This window comes from Methylobacterium sp. NPDC097929 (assembly GCF_049543375.1).
GTDB lineage: Bacteria > Pseudomonadota > Alphaproteobacteria > Rhizobiales > Beijerinckiaceae > Methylobacterium.
Genome location: NZ_JBMVEP010000016.1, coordinates 18,240 through 35,057, shown reverse-complemented (window position 1 = coordinate 35,057; position 16,818 = coordinate 18,240). Strand labels below are relative to the sequence as shown.

Below are 16,818 nucleotides of genomic sequence, written 5' to 3'. Positions count from 1 at the left end.
ACGAACCGGAGCCCTTCCTTGGCCCAGACCGACGATCGCCCGCCGCAGATGCACGCCACCACGATCCTGATGGTCCGGAAGGGGGGCCGGGTGGTGATCGGCGGCGACGGTCAGGTGAGCCTCGGCCAGACCATCGTGAAGGGCAATGCCCGCAAGGTCCGGCGGCTGGCCAAGGGCAGCGTGATCGGCGGGTTCGCGGGGGCGACCGCCGACGCCTTCACCCTGTTCGAGCGGCTGGAGGCCAAGCTGGAGCAGTATCCCGGCCAGCTCACCCGCGCCTGCGTCGAACTCACCAAGGACTGGCGCACGGACCGCTACCTGCGTCGGCTGGAGGCGATGATGCTGGTGGCCGACAAGGAGGTGAGCCTGCTCCTGTCCGGCTCCGGCGACGTGCTGGAGCCCGAGACCGGCGTCATGGCGATCGGCTCGGGAGGCAACTACGCCCTCTCCGCCGCCCGCGCCCTGGAGGACGGCGACCTCGACGCCGAGGCGATCGTGCGCCGCTCGATGAAGATCGCTGCCGAGATCTGCGTCTACACCAACGGCAACCTCGTGATCGAAACGCTCGACGCGGCCTGAGGCGCAGGCGCCCTGGAAAGGCGGGCCATGCCCACTTAGATCGACTTATCGGGGAAGGCGTCGCGCCGGTCGCGCAACCCCGGACAATCCAAAAAACGGCCGCAGGAGCCCGATGACCACCTTCTCTCCCCGCGAGATCGTCTCCGAGCTCGACCGCTTCATCGTCGGCCAGAAGGATGCCAAGCGTGCCGTCGCCATCGCCTTGCGCAACCGCTGGCGCCGGCAGCAGCTGCAGGGCCCGCTACGGGACGAAGTCGCGCCCAAGAACATCCTGATGATCGGGCCGACGGGCTGCGGCAAGACCGAGATCGCCCGGCGGCTGGCCCGGCTCGCCGGCGCGCCCTTCCTCAAGATCGAGGCCACGAAGTTCACCGAGGTCGGCTATGTCGGCCGCGACGTGGAGCAGATCGTGCGCGACCTCGTGGAGGTCGGCATCGGCCTGACGCGGGACGAAAAACGCAAGTCGGTCAAGGCCAAGGCGGAAGCGGCGGCCGAGTCCCGCATCCTCGACGCGCTGGTCGGCCCCACCGCGAGCCAGGCGACCCGCGAGAGCTTCCGCAAGAAGCTGCGGGCCGGCGAACTCGACGACAAGGAGGTCGAACTCGAACTCGCGGCCGGCGGATCGCAGGGCCTGCCGATGTTCGAGATCCCCGGCATGCCCGGCGCCTCCATGGGCGCGATCAACCTCTCCGACATGCTCGGCAAGGCGCTCGGCGGTCAGCGCGGCAAGCCGCGCCGCATCACGGTGGCGGATGCCCACGCACCCCTGATCGCCGAGGAGAGCGACAAGCTCGTGGACGACGACGCCCTGACCCGCGAAGCGATCCGTGAGGTCGAGGACAACGGCATCGTCTTCCTCGACGAGATCGACAAGATCTGCGCCCGGGAAGGCCGCTCCGGCGCCGATGTCTCCCGCGAGGGCGTGCAGCGCGACCTGCTGCCCCTGATCGAGGGCACCACGGTGGCGACCAAGCACGGGCCGGTGAAGACCGACCACATCCTGTTCATCGCCTCGGGCGCCTTCCACGTCTCCAAGCCCTCCGACCTCCTGCCCGAGTTGCAGGGCCGCCTGCCGATCCGGGTCGAGTTGCAGCCGCTCACGGTCGAGGATTTCAAGCAGATCCTCACCGCGACGGAAGCGAGCCTGATCAAACAGACGGTCGCGCTGATGCAGACCGAGGGCGTCACCCTCGCCTTCACCGAGGACGCCATCGACGCGCTGGCCCGCGTGGCGGTCGAGGTGAACGGCACGGTGGAAAATATCGGCGCCCGCCGCCTGCAGACCGTGCTGGAGCGGGTGATCGACGAGATCTCGTTCACGGCGACCGACCGCTCCGGCGAGACGGTGCCGATCGACGCGGCCTACGTGCGGGAGCGGGTGGCGGATCTCGCCGCCAACACGGATCTCAGCCGCTTCATCCTGTGACCGGGCGGGGACGGTCCGAGGCGTCCGACGTCGTCCTGCCCATCCTCGCTCTGGTCGCGGGGATGATCTCGATCACGAGCGGTGCGGCGCTCGCCAAGAGCCTGTTTCCGGTCATCGGCGCGACGGGCGTCACGGCGCTGCGCGTCGGCTTCTCCGCGCTGATCCTGCTCGCGATCTGGCGGCCGTGGCGGCGTAGCTTGGAGCGGGGAGGAATCGGGGTGAACGTGCTCTACGGCGCGGCACTCGGGCTGATGAACCTGCTGTTCTACCTGTCGCTCCGCACGATCCCGCTCGGGATCGCGGTGGCCATCGAGTTCACAGGTCCGCTCGCCGTGGCGCTGGCGGGCTCGCGCCGGGCGCTCGACTTCGCCTGGATCGGCCTCGCCGTCCTTGGGCTCGGCCTGCTGCTGCCGCTCGGCGACACCACGACCCTCGATCCGACCGGCGCGGCGCTCGCCCTCGGTGCGGGCTTGTGCTGGGCCGGCTACATCGTGTTCGGCCAGCGCGCCGGTCGGGCCGGCGGCGGGCGGGCAGTTTCCCTCGGCATGCTGGTCGCCGCCCTCGTGGTCGCGCCTGTTGGTCTCGGGCAAGCCGGAACGGAGCTGTTCACGCCGTCGTTCCTGGCGACCGGCTTCGTCATCGCCGTGCTGTCGAGCGCCCTGCCCTACTCGCTTGAGATGTTCGCCCTCACCCGCCTGCCCCGTCCGGCCTTCGGCGTACTGATGAGCCTGGAGCCGGCCGTCGCCTCGTTGGCCGCCCTCGCCCTTCTCGGCGAGCGGCTGACGCTGGTGCAATGGGGCGCGATCGGCTGCATCGTGGCGGCCTCGGCGGGGATCACGGTTGCGGGCAGGCGGCGCGCCGACGGCAACCGCTGACGGCTTTCAGGAGAGATCGGCGTTCAGAACCTCTTCGACGGTCGTGAGGATCGTCTCGACATCCCTCTCTGTGGGCTCAGTGGCCAAGTCGCCGTGGACGAGGCGGTTTCTGAGAGGGACCAGATGGCGGAGACGCCGCTCCGTCTCGGGCTCGATCATGCCGTCCATTGCCAGGGTCTGGACGACGGTGCCCGGCATGCGGGCTCGGCTTTCCGCTCCGTCCCGACGCGCACGGAGTGCGGCCTCCAAAAGAGACCAACCCATGATGAAGGCCGCGCGACGATCGCCGTGCGTCGTGAGCCTTCGTACGTCTTCGACCGCTCGCCGAACGACATCCGGCGCAACCGGCGCGATCGTGTCGGCCGAGTGCGGGTCCGCTCCCCTATAGAACACGCGAAATTGCCAGTCCGGCTGTCCATCGAAGCGACGCTTGATGTCCGACAACGCTTGCTGCGAGGTCAGGCTCGGCTGTTGCTTAACTTCGATGACGATATTGCTGCCTGCTTTCTGGGCAAGCGCGTCCGGAACGTAGGATCCGAGGAAGCTGGGCAACTGCTTCGGATCGGGCTCCGCCGTGAAGGCGAAGCCTTCCTCCTCGAAGCGCCGGCGCAAGGTGTCGATGAACTGTCGCTCGGCATCCGGGCGAAGCGATCGAACCTGTTCCGTCACAGGAGCCTCCAACTCAGGTCGTCATCGATCCTGACGTAGACCGTTGGCCGCGGGACATCCAGGGCTGCAGCCAGTTGCGCGCTCGGATCGGAGAAACTCCACTCCACATCGGCCTCGAACTTCTGGACAAGGACGCGCTCGACATCGTTATCGGTCATACAAGCCACATGAATCAGCGCATCCATGATCGGCTTGACGATGTTGTCGATGTCGCCTTCCATCCGCAAAGCCGAGAAGTAGTAGATCGTTAGACTGAGTGGGCGGCGATCGAGGAAACCCAGCGGATCGGTCTCGTGAATCCGCTCACGCGCCGCTTGCCTGACCTCCGACTTCCAGCGCTCCTTGGACCGCCCACTCGCTTGGAGCGAGACCGGCGTGGAGGCGACGAAGAACTCGAGCGGATAAATCGTATCCTGATCGGTCAAGGTCACGCTGGCCTTCGCGGCGCGCACCGCCGTTCAACCAGATTCGCACCCAATCGCGGACACCACAACTCAAAAGCGCAGTGAGGGCGGTCTACCCCTTCCAAACCTGCCCCGGCCGCAAAGCCAGAAAACGCTCCGGCGGCAGTTCGGCCGCCGCGAGCGCTTCCCCCAAGGCCTCCACCGGGCGTTCGATGCCCTCGTCGGTGAGCTTGAACGTGCCCCAGTGGTGGCCGAGCGCCTGGTCGGCGCCGAGCAGGGTCAGGGCCTCCACCGCATCGGCCGGGTTCATGTGCTGGGGCTGCATGAACCAGCGCGGCTCGTAGGCGCCGATGGGCAGGGTGGCGAGCCGCGGCGGGCCGAACCGGGTGCGGATCTCGCGAAAAATCGCGCCGTCGCCGAGGCCGGTATCGCCGACATGGTAGTGCACGCCCCGCGGCGTGGTGAGCAGGAAGGCGCACCACAGGGCCATGCGCCGGTCGTTGAGGCCGCGGGCCGACCAGTGGTTGGCGGGGGTGAGATGGGCGGTGATGCCGGCGCCGAGATCGACCGACTCGCCCCAGTCGCGGGTCTCGACGTGCAGGGTGTCGTCGTAGCCGCGCAGGATCGCGTCGTTGCCGAGCGGTGCCACGATCAGCGGCTGATGGTCCTGCCAGAGCCGGGCGACGGTCGGGCCGTCGAGATGGTCGTAGTGGTTGTGGGTGATCAGCACCGCATCGATGGGCGGCAGGTCGGCATAGGCGATGCCCGGCGGGTTGACCCGCTTGGGGCCGGCGAAGCGGAACGGGCTCGCGCGCTTGGAAAAGACCGGATCGACCAGGATGTTGCGGCCCGCCACTTGGAACAGGTAGCTGGCATGGCCGATCAGCACGACGCGCAGGCCCTCCACCCGCTCCGGCGGCGTGTCCGCCGGGAAGGGACTCGGAAAGCTGCCGGGCCACGCCTCGGGCTTGCCGGTCCTGCGCCAGCGGGCGAGATCGCCGAGCGACTTGTCCGGCGGCTGGTTCGGGGCGTGGAAGCGCAGGCCGTCGAAATGATCGCTCTTGGGGCCGCGGTAATACGGATTCTTGTTGCGCCGACGGGCGGCGTAGCCGACCCCGCCCAGCGTCATCACCGTGGCCGCGCTGGCGACCGTGAGCAGGCCACGCTTCTTCATACGGCCAAGATGGCCCGGCCCCGGCGCCGTTCAAGCGGCGCGGACCCGATGCCGCGGGATGCGGCAAGCCTCAATGTTAGGAGCGCCAGCGCAGTTCCTGGCGGGTGAGCGGGTTGGCAAAGGGCCTTCCCTCGCGGGCGGCCTCCAGGGCCTCCCGCTTGAGGCGGAAATACCATTGCGAGGGCAGGTCGCCCTGGCCCAGCAGCACCATGGTCGGCTTGCGATCAAGCCCGGCCTGGGCGTGCTGGAGCACCTGCTGATCCTGGGTCAGGAACTGGCGCATCAGCGGCCGGGCCACCGGCTTCAGCAGGTTGAGCGCCGGCATGCTCCAGTAGAGTGCGTTGGTCAGCATCGTCCGGTTGGGCCCCATCGGGGTCGCGAAGGTATAGTTCGCCACGTGCTTGGCGCCGGCCCTGATCCGCTCCAGCCGCACGCCGGGCAGGCGGAACTCGATCTCGACCTCCGGCGCGCCGCCGAGCAGGCGATAGACCGGCGAACTCGTGGTGGTGGCGTGGCTCGTCATGACGAAGCCGTGCGGCACGGGCTGGAAGGTCTTCACCTTCTCCCGCAGCTCCTTGGAGGGCCGGAACCACCAGGTGTCGTGGACGAAGGCGACGTGGCCGGGATCGACGAGGCTCAGCGTGGTCAGGTCGAACGAGGCCTCGACCTCCAGTTCGAGCACGAGGCTGCCCGCCGGCTCGAAATCGAGGGCGGGCACGGCCGGCACCGCCTTTGGGTCGGCGGGACCGAGATGCGGGTTGACCCAGAGGAAGCCCGCACTCTCGACGATGGGGAAGCGCTGGACCGCGATGCGGGAGAAGTCGGAGGCATCGTGCTCGGAGAGCGTCGGCACGTCGCGGCAGCGTCCGTCGGTGCCGAAGCGCCAGCCGTGGAACGGGCACATCAGGGTGTCGCCGTCGAACTTGCCCTTGGACAGCGCCATGCCGCGATGGGGGCAGCGGTCGCGCAGGGCGAACAGGGCGCCGTCCTTGCCCCGGCCGAGCACGACCTGCTCGCCGTTCAGCGCCATCGCCCGCATCTTGCCGCCCGCCACCGCGGAGGCCGGGCCGACGCAGTACCAGGCATTGGGCAGCGGTTCGCGCATGGCGCGCGGATCGAGGACGTCGTCGGCGGTTGAAGCGCGCGGTGCGGCGGAGGAGGACATGTGGCTGGGGCGACCGATGCTGACGAGCGCCCTCTTTAGGCGCCTCGCCCCGCGCCGGCCAGACGCGTGGCCGGCGACCCCTTGTGCACCGCGGCGAGACAACGCAGCGGCGGGCCTTTCGCCGGCCGGAAAACGTCCCTACCTTGGGCTCATCCGCAACGAACGAAAGGAGGTGATCCAGTGTCTCATTGTCATCAGCCGTCGCCGACGACCAAGACCTGGACCGTTGCCTCCGGCGTGTGCGCCTGACGCATTCGCGGGATCACGGCAGGTTTCGTCGGACTGACCGGTTCGACAATGGAAGGGCCGCCCCATCGGGCGGCCCTTCGCATGTTCAGGGTCTCGGGAAGGCTCAGCGCGGCTGGGCCTGGAACAGCGGGGCGGCCAGGGCCTCGCAGCGGGCGCGCCAGAGGTCGCGCTCGGCCCGCAGATCCTCCATCTTGCCGACCTCCTCGGCGATGTGGGCGCGCAGCTCGCGGATTTCCTGGGCCAGGATGAGCTGAAGCTCGTCGCGCCGTTCGGCCTCGAGCCGAAGGCGCGCCTTGAGCATCATGTTCTCGGCCATGATCTCGGCGATGTCCTCGTCGGCCGATTCGGCCGGCTTGGCCGCGGCGGTGACGAGGCGGGGCGCCCAGCCGGCGCCGCGCGTCTCGGGCTGCGGCTCCTCGATCGGGGCGGCCGGCTCGCTCGGCTCGGTCACCCGGTTCTCGGTCGCCGCGACCCGCATGGCGGCGAGCCAGTCACGCAGCGGCGCGCCGCCGGCGGGGGTGCGGATGCCGGCTTCGGAGTGCGGGGCCTGTCGCGCGGGTTCCGACATCGGGGTCGTCCTTCGGGCACCTCCAGCGGTGCGTCGGCGCTCATCAGAGCCCAACATACTTAACGAAGGGTAAAGCTTAACCTCCCGGTTACCAGCCTGCAGGAAGACACGCCGCGCGGGCTCGGGATTGACTTGCCGGAGCGCAGGGCCTATCCGCCCGGCTCCATTTCGACGAAACGATCGTCACGATGAGCCGCCGCCCGGCCCGAGAGGCCGGAGGTCAACGTCCGACAGCGCGTCCGCGCCCTCGGGCGCCCTTGTCGTTGCCGGAGTTTCGCCGAAGCCGCAATCCGAGCCTCGCCATGGCGCCCGCGAACGATTCTGCCCTGCGCATCGAGGATGCGATCAACGATCTCTGCCCCTGGTCGGGCAAGCCGATCGTGCCCGAGGCGCTGACCCTCTACAGCGGCGCCGTGGTCGGCTTCTGCGATGCGGCCTGCCGGGACAAGTTCGCCCGCGCGGTCGCCGCCTTCGAGGACGCGCTGCAGGCCCGCCGCGTGGCCAATGCCGGCCTCCACCAGTAACCCGGGCTGACGAGACATATGTTCGAAGGCCTTTCCGACCGCCTTTCCGGCATCCTCTCCGGGCTGACGCGCCGCGGCGCGCTGACGGAAGCCGACGTCACCGCGGCTCTCCGCGAGGTGCGCCGCGCCCTGCTGGAAGCGGACGTGGCTTTGGAGGTGGTGCGCTCGTTCACGGACAAGGTGCGCGAGAAGGCGGTGGGCGCCGTCGTGCTGAAGTCGGTGACGCCCGGCCAGATGGTCGTGAAGATCGTCAACGACGAGCTCATCGCGATGCTCGGCACCGAGGCCAGCGTCGTCGATCTCAACGCCCCGGCCCCCGTCGCCATCCTGATGGTCGGCCTTCAGGGCTCGGGCAAGACGACCACCACCGCCAAGATCGCCCGCCGGCTGAACCAGCGCGACAAGCGCCGCGTGCTGCTCGCCTCCCTCGACACGCGGCGTCCCGCGGCGATGGAGCAGCTCGCGGTCCTGGCCAAGCAGGTCGAGGTCGAGAGCCTGCCGATCGTCGCCGGTCAGTCGGCGGTGCAGATCGCCAAGCGTGCCATGGAGGCCGCGCGGCTGGGCGGCTTCGACGTGGTGATGCTCGACACCGCCGGCCGCACCACGGTCGACGAGGGCCTGATGGCCGAGGCCGCCGAGGTGAAGGCGGCGACCAAGCCCCACGAAGTGCTGCTGGTGGCCGACGCGCTCACCGGCCAGGACGCGGTCAACACCGCGCGCGCCTTCGACACCCGCCTCGGCGTCACCGGCATCGTGCTGACCCGCATGGACGGCGATTCCCGCGGCGGCGCGGCGCTCTCCATGCGCGCCGTCACCGGCAAGCCGATCAAGCTCGTCGGCGTCGGCGAGAAGGTCGACGCGCTGGAGGAATTCCACCCGCAGCGGGTGGCCAACCGCATCCTCGGCATGGGCGACATCGTCTCGCTCGTCGAGAAGGCGGCCGAGACCATCGACCACGAGCAGGCCCTGCGCACCGCCGAGAAGATGCGGAAGGGCAAGTTCGACCTCGAAGACCTGTCGATGCAGCTCGCCCAGATGGAGAAGATGGGCGGCATCGGCGGTCTGATGGGGATGCTGCCCGGCATGGGGCAGATGAAGAAGCAGGTCGAGGGCGCCAACCTCGACGAGAAGATGTTCAAGCGCCAGCGCGCCATCATCTCCTCGATGACCCCGGGGGAGCGCAAGAACCCCGATCTGCTCAAGAACAGCCGCAAGAAGCGCATCGCGGCCGGTGCCGGCGTGAAGGTCGAGGAGATCAACAAGCTTCTCAAGATGCACCGGACCATGGCCGACATGATGAAGTCCATGAGTTCGGGCAAGCGCGGCGGGATCGGGCAGGCGCTCGGCAACATGTTCGGTCTCGGGGGTGGGATGCCGGGGGGCATGCCGCAGATGCCGCCGGGCATGCCCGAGCCGACGCCGGAGCAGATCGCGCAGATCGAGAAGCAGTTCGGCGGCAAGCTGCCGCCGATGCCGCCGGGCCTCGGGGGTCCGGGCGGCGGAAAGATGCCGGGCCTTCCGGGCCTCGGTGGACCGAAGGGGCCGGGCCTTCCCGGTCTCGGCGGTTTCCCGTTCGGGAAGAAGAAATAGGGCGGGTGGCGAGCAGGGCGTAGCGAATAGATCGATCCCTCGGATCCTATTCGCTCCTCACTTCTCGCTCTTCGTTCGCATCAATCGGAACTCAGGAGTTTACCAGTGTCCCTCAAGATCCGTCTCACCCGCGGCGGCGCCAAGAAGCGCCCCTACTACCGCATCGTCGTCGCCGACGCCCGCGCCCCGCGCGACGGCCGCTTCATCGAGAAGGTCGGCGCCTACGATCCGATGAAGGCCAAGGACGATCCGGCCCGCATCGTGCTCGACACCGAGAAGGTTCAGTCCTGGCTCGCCAAGGGCGCCCAGCCGACCGACCGCGTCCTGCGCTTCCTCGACGCCGCCGGCCTCGCCAAGCGCCCGGCCCGCAACAACCCGCAGAAGGCCGAGCCGGGCGAGAAGTCCAAGGAGCGCGCCGCCAAGCGCGCCGAGAAGGCCGCCGCCCCGGCCGAGGACGCTGCCGCCTAAGGCATAGTGTCTCCCCTCCCCCAGCGCGGGGGAGGGGTTGGGGTGGAGCGGCGCGGAAGGCTCCGTGACGCGTCCTCTCAAGCCTTCATCCCCCTTCTCCCCGCGCGGGGAGGAGAGGCCGTCGAGACCCGCTGCCCACGAGCTCCCTGCATGGCCCGCCGCCCCGGATCCTCCTCGCGCGGACCCGCGCGGCCCGAGCCGCTCGGAGCGCGCGCCGTCACCTCCGCCCGCAAGCCGCCGGCGCCTCAATCGGCACCGCCCGCCTCCTCCGATCCGAGCCTCGTGGTGCTCGGCGAGTTCGGCCGGCCGCACGGGCTGCACGGCGAGGTGCGGCTGAAGTCCCACACCGGCGAGCCCCTCGCCATCGCGGGCTACGGCGCCCTGCGTGCCTCCGACGGGCGCGACCTCGAAATCACCGATGCCCGCACCGCGCCCGGCGGCTCACCCGACCTGCTGATCGTGCGGGTGAAGGGCGTGGACGGCCGGACCGGCGCCGAGGCGCTCAACCGCGTCACCCTCTCGATCCCCCGCCAGCGGCTCGGCGAGACGGCCGAGGAGGACGAGTTCTTTCTGACGGACCTGATCGGGCTGCGCGTCGAGGACGGCGCCGGCACCGCGATCGGCACTATCGTCGCGGTGCCGAATTACGGCGGGGGCGACCTCCTCGAGATCCGTCCGGCGGCCGGCGGCCCGACCGCGCTCCTGCCCTTCACGAAAGCCTTCGTGCCGAGCCTCGACATCGCCGGCGGCCGGGTCGTGGCCGATCCGCCGGAGGATCTGTTCGCCCCGCCGGGCCCGAAGCCCGCCGACGATCCGGGCTGAACCCCCTTCCCGTCAGCGCTGGCCCGACATCATCGCGGCGTGGGCGAGGCGGATCGGGTCGGGCGTCAGGGCCAGCGGCCCGTCGAAGGGGCGCTCGTGCATCGCGATCACGCCGAGCGTCGTCACCATCGCGATCGAGAACAGGCCGAGCGTCGTGGCCTGCGCCAGCGGACGCTCGCAATGGACAAGGGCGATCGCGGTCAGCGTCAGCGCCGCCAGCACGAGCAGCGTGAGCCACTTGCTCTCGTCGCTGCGGGCGGCGCTGAGCGCGAGGCGTTCGCTGCGGGCCGAGCGCAGCTGCATCACCGCGCCCAGGAGAGCCGCGTGCGTGGCCTCGCCGGCCTCCGAAGCGGTGCGCGGGTCCGCCGCCGCCTGGAGCAGGCGGCCCAGGGCCTGTCCCGCGGCCGGCGCGGCGGCGCCGGTCTCGGCCATGGACGGCCATTCCTCCCGCACCACGGCGTCGAGATAGGCGAAAAGCGCGCCGCGCAGGCCGCTCATGTCGGGCGCCGAGGCGATGCTCAGATCGTGGATCGCCAGGGCGTGGGCGCGTTCCGCCTGCACCACGCGCCCGGCCTGGCGCTGACGCTCCCAGGCATCGTTGGCGACGAAGCCGGTCAACAGCGAGAGCAGTACCGCGACGGCGCCGATATAGGGCGGCACGATGCCCGCCGCGAGCGCGCGCAAGGCCGGCCGCGTCCAGGGAAGGTTGGTGAGCAGGCTCAGGAGGCCGCAGACCGCCAGGAAGCCCGCGGCCAGAAGGGCGAACATCGCCCAGACCGGTTGGTCGAGCCAGAGGCTGAGAATCATCGCGCGAACCGAAGGAGCCGTCGGCCGTTCAGGTGGCCGGGCAATTGCTCCGATTCGGTAAAGGCGATCAGCCCCGGCGGCGCGTGGCCTCGTCCCGGCAGGGCCGGATCGAGGCAGGATCGGGCCGCCGCTCGGCGGCCGGCGCCTCGAACACCGCGAGGTAGCCGACGCCGCCCTTGAGCGTGGTCATCGAGACCTCGCGATAGCCGAGAGCCGCCAACTCGCAGCGCAGGAGCTTCGGCGGCGTTCCGTGCTGCGAGGGGATCGCGTCGGCGTCGACGATGCCGACGCGCCCGCCGGGCTTCATCGCGGCGGCGAGGTTCCAGAGCAGGCCGAAGGGCTGGGCGATCTCGTGATACATGTGGACGAGCAGCGCGGCATCGACGGAAGCCGGCGGCAGCCGCGGATCGTGCGCCTCGCCCCGCACCACGGTGACGTTGGCGAGCCCCGCCTCCGCCACCCGGCGCTCCAGATCCGCGAGGTAGTCCGGCGTGATGTCCTGCGCGAGGATGCGCCCCTGCGGACCGACGCGCGGGCTCAGGCGGAAGACGTAGTAGCCGCTTCCCGCGCCGATATCCGCCACGGTCTCGCCGGGCCTGATCCGCATCAGGCGCGCCACCTGCCCGACCTCGTCCGCCTTGTCCCGCTGACGCTCGTGCGCCCATTGCGGAGCCACGATCTCGGCGACCGGCCGGTCCGGCGTTGGGAAGCGCTCCGCCGGGGCGCCGGGCGGAGCGAGCGGCTCGGCCGCATGGGCCGGCAGCGACAGCACGAGAAGAGCGCCGGCGGAGAGGGAGCGCGCAAGAGAAAGCTTGAGGGCAAGAGAACGCTTGAGGGAATGGGTCATGCCCGCGGACAACCCGCCGCGGGGCCGAACGTGCCCGCGGCGGGTTGTCCGCGGCCTTGGTCGAAACGACAGGCCGGAAGTACCGGTCCCGAACCATTCGCGGCGGGCTTCGTTCAATAGAGGCCCCTTCCAACCAGGACGCGAAAGAGAGACGCCATGCACGTACCCCTGCTCCTCGGTCTTGCCGCCATGGCACTGATGCTGCCCGGTGCGGGGCCTGCCCGGGCTTTCGGGCCCGGCGACACTGTGGGGCTCCCCATGGGCTCGCCCGACACCTTCGGCCTTTCGACGGTGAACCGCCCCGCAGACGCCGAGCCGTTGGCCGGCCGGAACGTCGAGCCCGCGCAGCGCCGCCTTGCTCCGCGGTCGCAGCGGCGGCTGAAGGGCCAGCGGCATTCCGCACCGAAGCGGCACGCTCCGACCGCCCGGCGCTGAGGGCGGCATACCGGCAAAGCGAGGAGCCGGCTCTTGCGTTGACCGCCCCGGCCGGCACCGCCATCAAGCGGTATGAACGAGAATGCTGCCCCCTGGCGGGCCACGGTGCTGACGCTCTATCCGGAGATGTTTCCCGGGCCGCTGGGCCACTCGCTGTCCGGCGACGCGCTTGCCCGCGGGGCCTGGAGCCTCGAGGCCCGGCAGATCCGCGAGCACGGCCTCGGCCGCCACCGGAGCGTGGACGACACCCCGGCAGGCGGCGGGGCCGGCATGGTGCTGCGCTGCGACGTGCTCGGCGCGGCCATCGACGCCGCGGCGACGGCCGACGATCCCCGCCCCAGGCTCCTGATGTCGCCGCGCGGAAGACCGCTGACGCAGGCGCGGGTGCGGGCGCTGGCGGAGGGGCCGGGCGCCGTCATCGTCTGCGGGCGTTTCGAGGGGGTGGACGAGCGGGTGATCCGGGCGCGCGACTTGGAGGAAGTCTCCATCGGCGATTACGTGCTCTCGGGCGGCGAGATCGCGGCCCTGGTGCTGGTCGACGCCTGCGTGCGCCTTTTGCCCGGCGTGATGGGCAAGCACGCCTCGGGCGTCGAGGAGAGCTTCGAGGGCGGGCTGCTGGAATACCCGCACTACACCCGCCCCCGGGAATGGGAGGGTCGCACGATTCCCGACGTGCTGATGGGCGGCAACCACGCGGCCATCGCCCGCTGGAGGGCGGAGCAGAGCCGCGCACTGACGCGGGCGCGCCGGCCCGACCTTCTCGCGGCCGAGAAACCTTAGATCGATCTTCTCTCGATTAGTCTGTCGAAGACTGAATTATTGTTCCGTCAACTCTCGCGCGCACCCGCGTGAATGCTGGAAAAGCCCCTTGCCTTGTGAGGCGGAATCCGTCATCTCCGGCAGCGGGACACCTCCCCCCAACGGGAGGCGCTCATCTGGAAGGATGGCAGATATGACGACCACGGCTCCCGCCGCGCGCCCGCGCGTGCCCTATTTCTCGTCCGGCCCCACGACGAAGCGTCCCGGCTGGACCCTCGATGCCCTCTCCGGCGCCGCACTCGGCCGCTCGCACCGCTCGGCCGCCGGCAAGGCCAAGCTCGTCGAGGCGATCGAACTCACCCGCAAGGTTCTGCGCGTTCCCGCCGACTACCGCATCGGCATCGTCCCCGGCTCCGATACCGGCGCCGTCGAGATGGCGATGTGGTCGATGCTCGGCCCGAAGACCGTCGAGGTCATGGCCTGGGATTCCTTCGGCGCCGAGTGGGTCACCGACGCCCTGAAGGAACTCAAGATCGAGCCGGTCGTGCATGTCGGCGAGCACGGCATCCTGCCCAAGCTCGACGCGATCGACACCAAGAACAACGACGTCGTCTTCACTTGGAACGGCACCACCGCCGGCGTGAAGGTTCCGCATGCCGACTGGATCGCCGACGACCGCGAGGGCGTCACGATCTGCGACGCGACCTCGGCCGCCTTCGCGATGCCGCTGCCCTGGGACAAGCTCGATGTCGTCACCTATTCCTGGCAGAAGGTGATGGGCGGCGAGGCCGCGCACGGTATGCTGATCCTCTCGCCGCGCGCGGTGGCGCGCCTGGAGAGCCATACGCCGGCTTGGCCGATCCCGAAGGTGTTCCGCCTGACCAAGGGCGGCCGGCTGATCGAGGGCATCTTCAAGGGCGAGACCATCAACACGCCCTCCATGCTCGCGGTCGAGGACTACCTCGACACCCTGAAATGGGCGCAGAGCATCGGCGGCCTCGACGCGCTGCACGCGCGGGCGGATGCCAATGCGCGGGCGGTCCACGCGTGGGTGGCGCGCACGCCCTGGATCGGCCACCTCGCGGTGGACCCGGCCACCTACTCGAACACGGGCGTGTGCCTTGTGATCACCGACCCGGACGTGCTCGCCAAGGGCGACGCCGTGGTGAAGCAGGTCGCCGCCGGGATCGTGAAGCGGCTGGAGGCTGAAGGGGTCGCCTTCGACTTCGGCGCCTACCGCGACGCGCCGGCAGGCCTGCGCATCTGGTGCGGAGCCACCGTCGAGGCCTCCGACATCGAAGCGCTCACGCCTTGGCTCGATTGGGCCTTCGCCCAGGAAAAGGCGGCGCTCGCCGCCGCGGCGGCCTGAGGGTCCGAGACGTCACGATGGCCGGTCGCGAGACCGGCCATTTGCTTATCACCGCGCTCCAGCGATCCGCCGGTCTCGTGTTCCGCGCGACGACGCGCCGGCCGGCCAAGCCTCGCCAACGAGCGAGCGATCCTGCGCGCCTGCACGACGTGAGGTGCTTCTCATGCCCCAATTCACCCCGGCCAAACCCAGGGTCCTGATCTCCGACGCCCTCTCCGACGCTGCGGTCCAGATCTTTCGGGATCGTGGCATTGAGGTCGACTTCCAGCCGGGTCTCGGCAAGGACAAAGAGGCGCTCGCCGCCGTCATCGGCCAGTATGACGGCCTCGCCATCCGCTCCGCCACCAAGGTGACGGGCAAGCTGCTCGCCGAGGCCACCCGCCTCAAGGTGGTCGGCCGCGCCGGCATCGGCGTCGACAACGTCGACGTGCCGGCCGCCACCGCCAAGGGCGTGATCGTGATGAACACGCCCTTCGGCAACTCGATCACCACCGCCGAGCACGCCATCGCCATGATGTTCGCGCTGGCCCGCCAGATCCCGGCGGCGGACGCCTCCACCCAGGCCGGCAAGTGGGAGAAGAACCGCTTCATGGGCGTCGAGCTGACGGCCAAGACGCTCGGCGTGATCGGCTGCGGCAATATCGGCGCCGTGGTCGCCGACCGGGCGATCGGTCTCAAGCTGAAGGTCGTCGCCTACGATCCCTTCCTGACGCCGGAGCGTGCCGTCGAGATCGGCGTGGAGAAGGTCGAGCTCGACGAGTTGCTGGCGCGCGCCGACATCATCACCCTGCACGTGCCGATGACGGACAAGACCCGTAACATCCTCTCGGCCGAGAACCTCGCCAGGACCAAGCGCGGCGTGCGCATCGTCAACTGCGCCCGCGGCGGCCTCGTGGACGAGGTGGCCCTGCGCACCGCCCTCGATTCCGGCCACGTGGCGGGCGCGGCCCTCGACGTCTTCGTGACCGAGCCGGCGATCGAGAACCCCCTCTTCGGCCATCCCAACGTGATCTGCACGCCCCATCTCGGCGCCGCGACCTCCGAGGCGCAGGAGAACGTCGCGCTCCAGGTGGCCGAGCAGATGGCCGACTACCTGCTCAGCGGTGCGATCACCAACGCGATCAACTTCCCCTCGATCTCGGCCGAGGAAGCCCCCCGCCTCAAGCCCTTCGTGGTGCTCGCCGAGAAGCTCGGCTCGTTCCTGGGCCAGCTCACCGAGGCGCCGATCAAGGGTATCCGCATCACCTACGAGGGAGCGGTGGCCGGCATGAACACCCGGGCGCTCACCTCCGCCGCGGTGACCGGCGTGCTCCGCCCGATCCTGCAGGACGTGAACATGGTCTCGGCCCCGGTGATCGCGCGCGATCGCGGGATCGTCGTGGACGAGATCAAGCGTGAGGGCGGCGCGAGCGACTACGAGTCCGTGGTGCGCATCACGGTCGAGGACGAGGACATGCCGCGCGACGCCGCCGGCACCGTCTTCAACGACGGCAAGCCGCGCGTCATCGAGATCCGCGGCATCAACATCGACGCGCCCTTCGCGCCGCTGATGCTCTACGTGCGCAACCACGACAAGCCCGGCTTCGTCGGCCGCTTCGGCTCGGTGCTCGGCGAGGCCGGCGTCAATCTCGGGACTTTCGCCATGGGCCGCGAGTCGAAGGGCGGCGCGGCCATCGCCTTCGTCTCGGTGGATGCCGAGGTGTCCCCGGACGTGCTCCGGGCGATCGAGGAGATCCCGCAGGTGAAGCGTGTCCGGCCCGTCCGTTTCTGAGGCCGCGCCCGGCCGCCCCCTCGACGGCGACGACGCGCGGACTTCCGCACCGTCCCCCCTCCCCTCCGACGAATTGGACCGCAAGATGGGTTGCAAAGTCACCGTCCGCTGCGCCTGGGACGCGTCAGCCGGCGTCTTCTTCGTGCACGATTCCCCGATCCCGGGGCTCACCACCGAGGCGCCGACCATGCCCGCCCTGCTGTGCAAGCTCCCCGGCATGATCCGGGAGCTGCTCGGCCTGGAGGACGGCGCCTATATCGACATCTATGTCGAGCGGGTGCCGCGCTGACGGGCTCGTCCCGATTGCGGCTGCGCCG

Annotated in this window: 19 protein-coding genes; 12 read left to right on the top strand and 7 right to left on the bottom strand. The window is 69.9% G+C overall.

Annotated elements, in window-relative coordinates; translation table 11 throughout:
- The first annotated feature begins 18 nt into the window (after positions 1-18).
- The 3 genes from hslV (at position 19) to ACPCJR_RS23595 (ending at position 2,880) form a co-directional block, all read left to right on the top strand.
- Positions 19-579: an ATP-dependent protease subunit HslV gene (gene hslV / locus ACPCJR_RS23605; RefSeq protein ID WP_391515362.1), complete on the top strand. Its 561-nt coding sequence runs from the start codon at positions 19-21 to the stop codon at positions 577-579.
- Positions 580-691: 112 nt separating this feature from the next.
- On the top strand, positions 692-2,005 hold the full coding sequence (gene hslU / locus ACPCJR_RS23600; RefSeq protein ID WP_391515364.1) for an ATP-dependent protease ATPase subunit HslU: 1,314 nt from the start codon (positions 692-694) through the stop codon (positions 2,003-2,005).
- A 62-nt stretch (positions 2,006-2,067) separates the two neighbouring features.
- Positions 2,068-2,880, top strand: coding sequence for an EamA family transporter (locus tag ACPCJR_RS23595; RefSeq protein ID WP_391515366.1), 813 nt, complete (start codon positions 2,068-2,070; stop codon positions 2,878-2,880).
- Between the two features lie 6 nt (positions 2,881-2,886).
- On the opposite strand, the gene ACPCJR_RS23590 is transcribed toward ACPCJR_RS23595, so the two are convergent.
- The 5 genes from ACPCJR_RS23590 to ACPCJR_RS23570 form a co-directional block, all read right to left on the bottom strand.
- A complete protein-coding gene (locus ACPCJR_RS23590) occupies positions 2,887-3,549 on the bottom strand; it encodes a hypothetical protein (RefSeq protein ID WP_391515368.1) in 663 nt (220 codons plus the stop codon).
- Positions 3,546-3,980, bottom strand: coding sequence for a RusA family crossover junction endodeoxyribonuclease (locus ACPCJR_RS23585; RefSeq protein ID WP_391515369.1), 435 nt, complete (start codon positions 3,978-3,980; stop codon positions 3,546-3,548). Before ACPCJR_RS23585 ends, ACPCJR_RS23590 begins: the two co-directional genes overlap by 4 nt.
- Positions 3,981-4,065: 85 nt before the next feature.
- Positions 4,066-5,127, bottom strand: a complete 1,062-nt coding sequence (locus ACPCJR_RS23580; RefSeq protein WP_391515371.1) for an MBL fold metallo-hydrolase — start codon at positions 5,125-5,127, stop codon at positions 4,066-4,068.
- A 76-nt stretch (positions 5,128-5,203) separates the two neighbouring features.
- Positions 5,204-6,292, bottom strand: coding sequence for a Rieske 2Fe-2S domain-containing protein (locus ACPCJR_RS23575; protein ID WP_391515373.1), 1,089 nt, complete (start codon positions 6,290-6,292; stop codon positions 5,204-5,206).
- A gap of 352 nt (positions 6,293-6,644) precedes the next feature.
- Positions 6,645-7,109: a hypothetical protein gene (locus ACPCJR_RS23570; RefSeq protein WP_391515374.1), complete on the bottom strand. Its 465-nt coding sequence runs from the start codon at positions 7,107-7,109 to the stop codon at positions 6,645-6,647.
- A gap of 302 nt (positions 7,110-7,411) precedes the next feature.
- Here ACPCJR_RS23570 and ACPCJR_RS23565 point away from each other — a divergent pair, with 302 nt between their 5' ends.
- From ACPCJR_RS23565 to rimM, 4 genes are all read left to right on the top strand, one after another.
- The gene (locus ACPCJR_RS23565; RefSeq protein ID WP_331288491.1) at positions 7,412-7,633 is read left to right on the top strand and encodes a glutathione S-transferase; all 222 of its coding nucleotides are present in this window, start codon (positions 7,412-7,414) and stop codon (positions 7,631-7,633) included.
- A gap of 18 nt (positions 7,634-7,651) precedes the next feature.
- Positions 7,652-9,223, top strand: a complete 1,572-nt coding sequence (gene ffh, locus ACPCJR_RS23560; protein WP_391515376.1) for a signal recognition particle protein — start codon at positions 7,652-7,654, stop codon at positions 9,221-9,223.
- A 105-nt stretch (positions 9,224-9,328) separates the two neighbouring features.
- Entirely contained in the window at positions 9,329-9,691 is a 363-nt protein-coding gene (gene rpsP, locus ACPCJR_RS23555; protein WP_110350710.1) for a 30S ribosomal protein S16, read from the top strand.
- A 150-nt stretch (positions 9,692-9,841) separates the two neighbouring features.
- A complete protein-coding gene (gene rimM, locus ACPCJR_RS23550; RefSeq protein WP_391515378.1) occupies positions 9,842-10,513 on the top strand; it encodes a ribosome maturation factor RimM in 672 nt (223 codons plus the stop codon).
- 12 nt (positions 10,514-10,525) lie between these two features.
- Here the strand turns inward: rimM and ACPCJR_RS23545 are convergent, their stop codons facing one another.
- Together ACPCJR_RS23545 and ACPCJR_RS23540 are read right to left on the bottom strand one after the other, a co-directional pair.
- Positions 10,526-11,320, bottom strand: coding sequence for a hypothetical protein (locus ACPCJR_RS23545; protein ID WP_391515380.1), 795 nt, complete (start codon positions 11,318-11,320; stop codon positions 10,526-10,528).
- Positions 11,321-11,387: 67 nt separating this feature from the next.
- Positions 11,388-12,167, bottom strand: coding sequence for a class I SAM-dependent methyltransferase (locus ACPCJR_RS23540; RefSeq protein ID WP_391515381.1), 780 nt, complete (start codon positions 12,165-12,167; stop codon positions 11,388-11,390).
- A gap of 156 nt (positions 12,168-12,323) precedes the next feature.
- Here ACPCJR_RS23540 and ACPCJR_RS23535 point away from each other — a divergent pair, with 156 nt between their 5' ends.
- From ACPCJR_RS23535 to ACPCJR_RS23515, 5 genes are all read left to right on the top strand, one after another.
- Positions 12,324-12,602 (top strand): hypothetical protein, encoded by a 279-nt coding sequence (locus ACPCJR_RS23535; RefSeq protein WP_391515382.1) that lies wholly within the window; start codon positions 12,324-12,326, stop codon positions 12,600-12,602.
- Positions 12,603-12,674: 72 nt separating this feature from the next.
- Positions 12,675-13,382: a tRNA (guanosine(37)-N1)-methyltransferase TrmD gene (trmD, locus tag ACPCJR_RS23530; protein WP_391515383.1), complete on the top strand. Its 708-nt coding sequence runs from the start codon at positions 12,675-12,677 to the stop codon at positions 13,380-13,382.
- A 172-nt stretch (positions 13,383-13,554) separates the two neighbouring features.
- Complete coding sequence (locus ACPCJR_RS23525) at positions 13,555-14,730, top strand: phosphoserine transaminase (RefSeq protein WP_391515384.1); 1,176 nt, start codon at positions 13,555-13,557, stop codon at positions 14,728-14,730.
- 163 nt (positions 14,731-14,893) lie between these two features.
- On the top strand, positions 14,894-16,501 hold the full coding sequence (gene serA / locus ACPCJR_RS23520) for a phosphoglycerate dehydrogenase (RefSeq protein WP_391515386.1): 1,608 nt from the start codon (positions 14,894-14,896) through the stop codon (positions 16,499-16,501).
- Positions 16,502-16,586: 85 nt separating this feature from the next.
- Positions 16,587-16,790, top strand: a complete 204-nt coding sequence (locus ACPCJR_RS23515) for a DUF1902 domain-containing protein (RefSeq protein WP_331288485.1) — start codon at positions 16,587-16,589, stop codon at positions 16,788-16,790.
- Positions 16,791-16,818: the final 28 nt, after the last annotated feature.

Bases quoted from the DNA above. Each gene is read 5' to 3' on its own strand.
- hslU (WP_391515364.1), top strand. From the start codon at position 692: ATGACCACCTTCTCTCCCCGCGAGATCGTCTCCGAGCTCGACCGCTTC.
- ACPCJR_RS23595 (WP_391515366.1), top strand. From the start codon at position 2,068: ATGATCTCGATCACGAGCGGTGCGGCGCTCGCCAAGAGCCTGTTTCCG.
- ACPCJR_RS23580 (WP_391515371.1), bottom strand. From the start codon at position 5,127: ATGAAGAAGCGTGGCCTGCTCACGGTCGCCAGCGCGGCCACGGTGATG.
- ACPCJR_RS23575 (WP_391515373.1), bottom strand. From the start codon at position 6,292: ATGTCCTCCTCCGCCGCACCGCGCGCTTCAACCGCCGACGACGTCCTC.
- ACPCJR_RS23570 (WP_391515374.1), bottom strand. From the start codon at position 7,109: ATGTCGGAACCCGCGCGACAGGCCCCGCACTCCGAAGCCGGCATCCGC.
- ACPCJR_RS23565 (WP_331288491.1), top strand. From the start codon at position 7,412: ATGGCGCCCGCGAACGATTCTGCCCTGCGCATCGAGGATGCGATCAAC.
- ffh (WP_391515376.1), top strand. From the start codon at position 7,652: ATGTTCGAAGGCCTTTCCGACCGCCTTTCCGGCATCCTCTCCGGGCTG.
- rimM (WP_391515378.1), top strand. From the start codon at position 9,842: ATGGCCCGCCGCCCCGGATCCTCCTCGCGCGGACCCGCGCGGCCCGAG.
- ACPCJR_RS23545 (WP_391515380.1), bottom strand. From the start codon at position 11,320: ATGATTCTCAGCCTCTGGCTCGACCAACCGGTCTGGGCGATGTTCGCC.
- ACPCJR_RS23540 (WP_391515381.1), bottom strand. From the start codon at position 12,167: ATGACCCATTCCCTCAAGCGTTCTCTTGCCCTCAAGCTTTCTCTTGCG.
- ACPCJR_RS23535 (WP_391515382.1), top strand. From the start codon at position 12,324: ATGCACGTACCCCTGCTCCTCGGTCTTGCCGCCATGGCACTGATGCTG.
- trmD (WP_391515383.1), top strand. From the start codon at position 12,675: ATGAACGAGAATGCTGCCCCCTGGCGGGCCACGGTGCTGACGCTCTAT.
- ACPCJR_RS23525 (WP_391515384.1), top strand. From the start codon at position 13,555: ATGACGACCACGGCTCCCGCCGCGCGCCCGCGCGTGCCCTATTTCTCG.
- serA (WP_391515386.1), top strand. From the start codon at position 14,894: ATGCCCCAATTCACCCCGGCCAAACCCAGGGTCCTGATCTCCGACGCC.
- ACPCJR_RS23515 (WP_331288485.1), top strand. From the start codon at position 16,587: ATGGGTTGCAAAGTCACCGTCCGCTGCGCCTGGGACGCGTCAGCCGGC.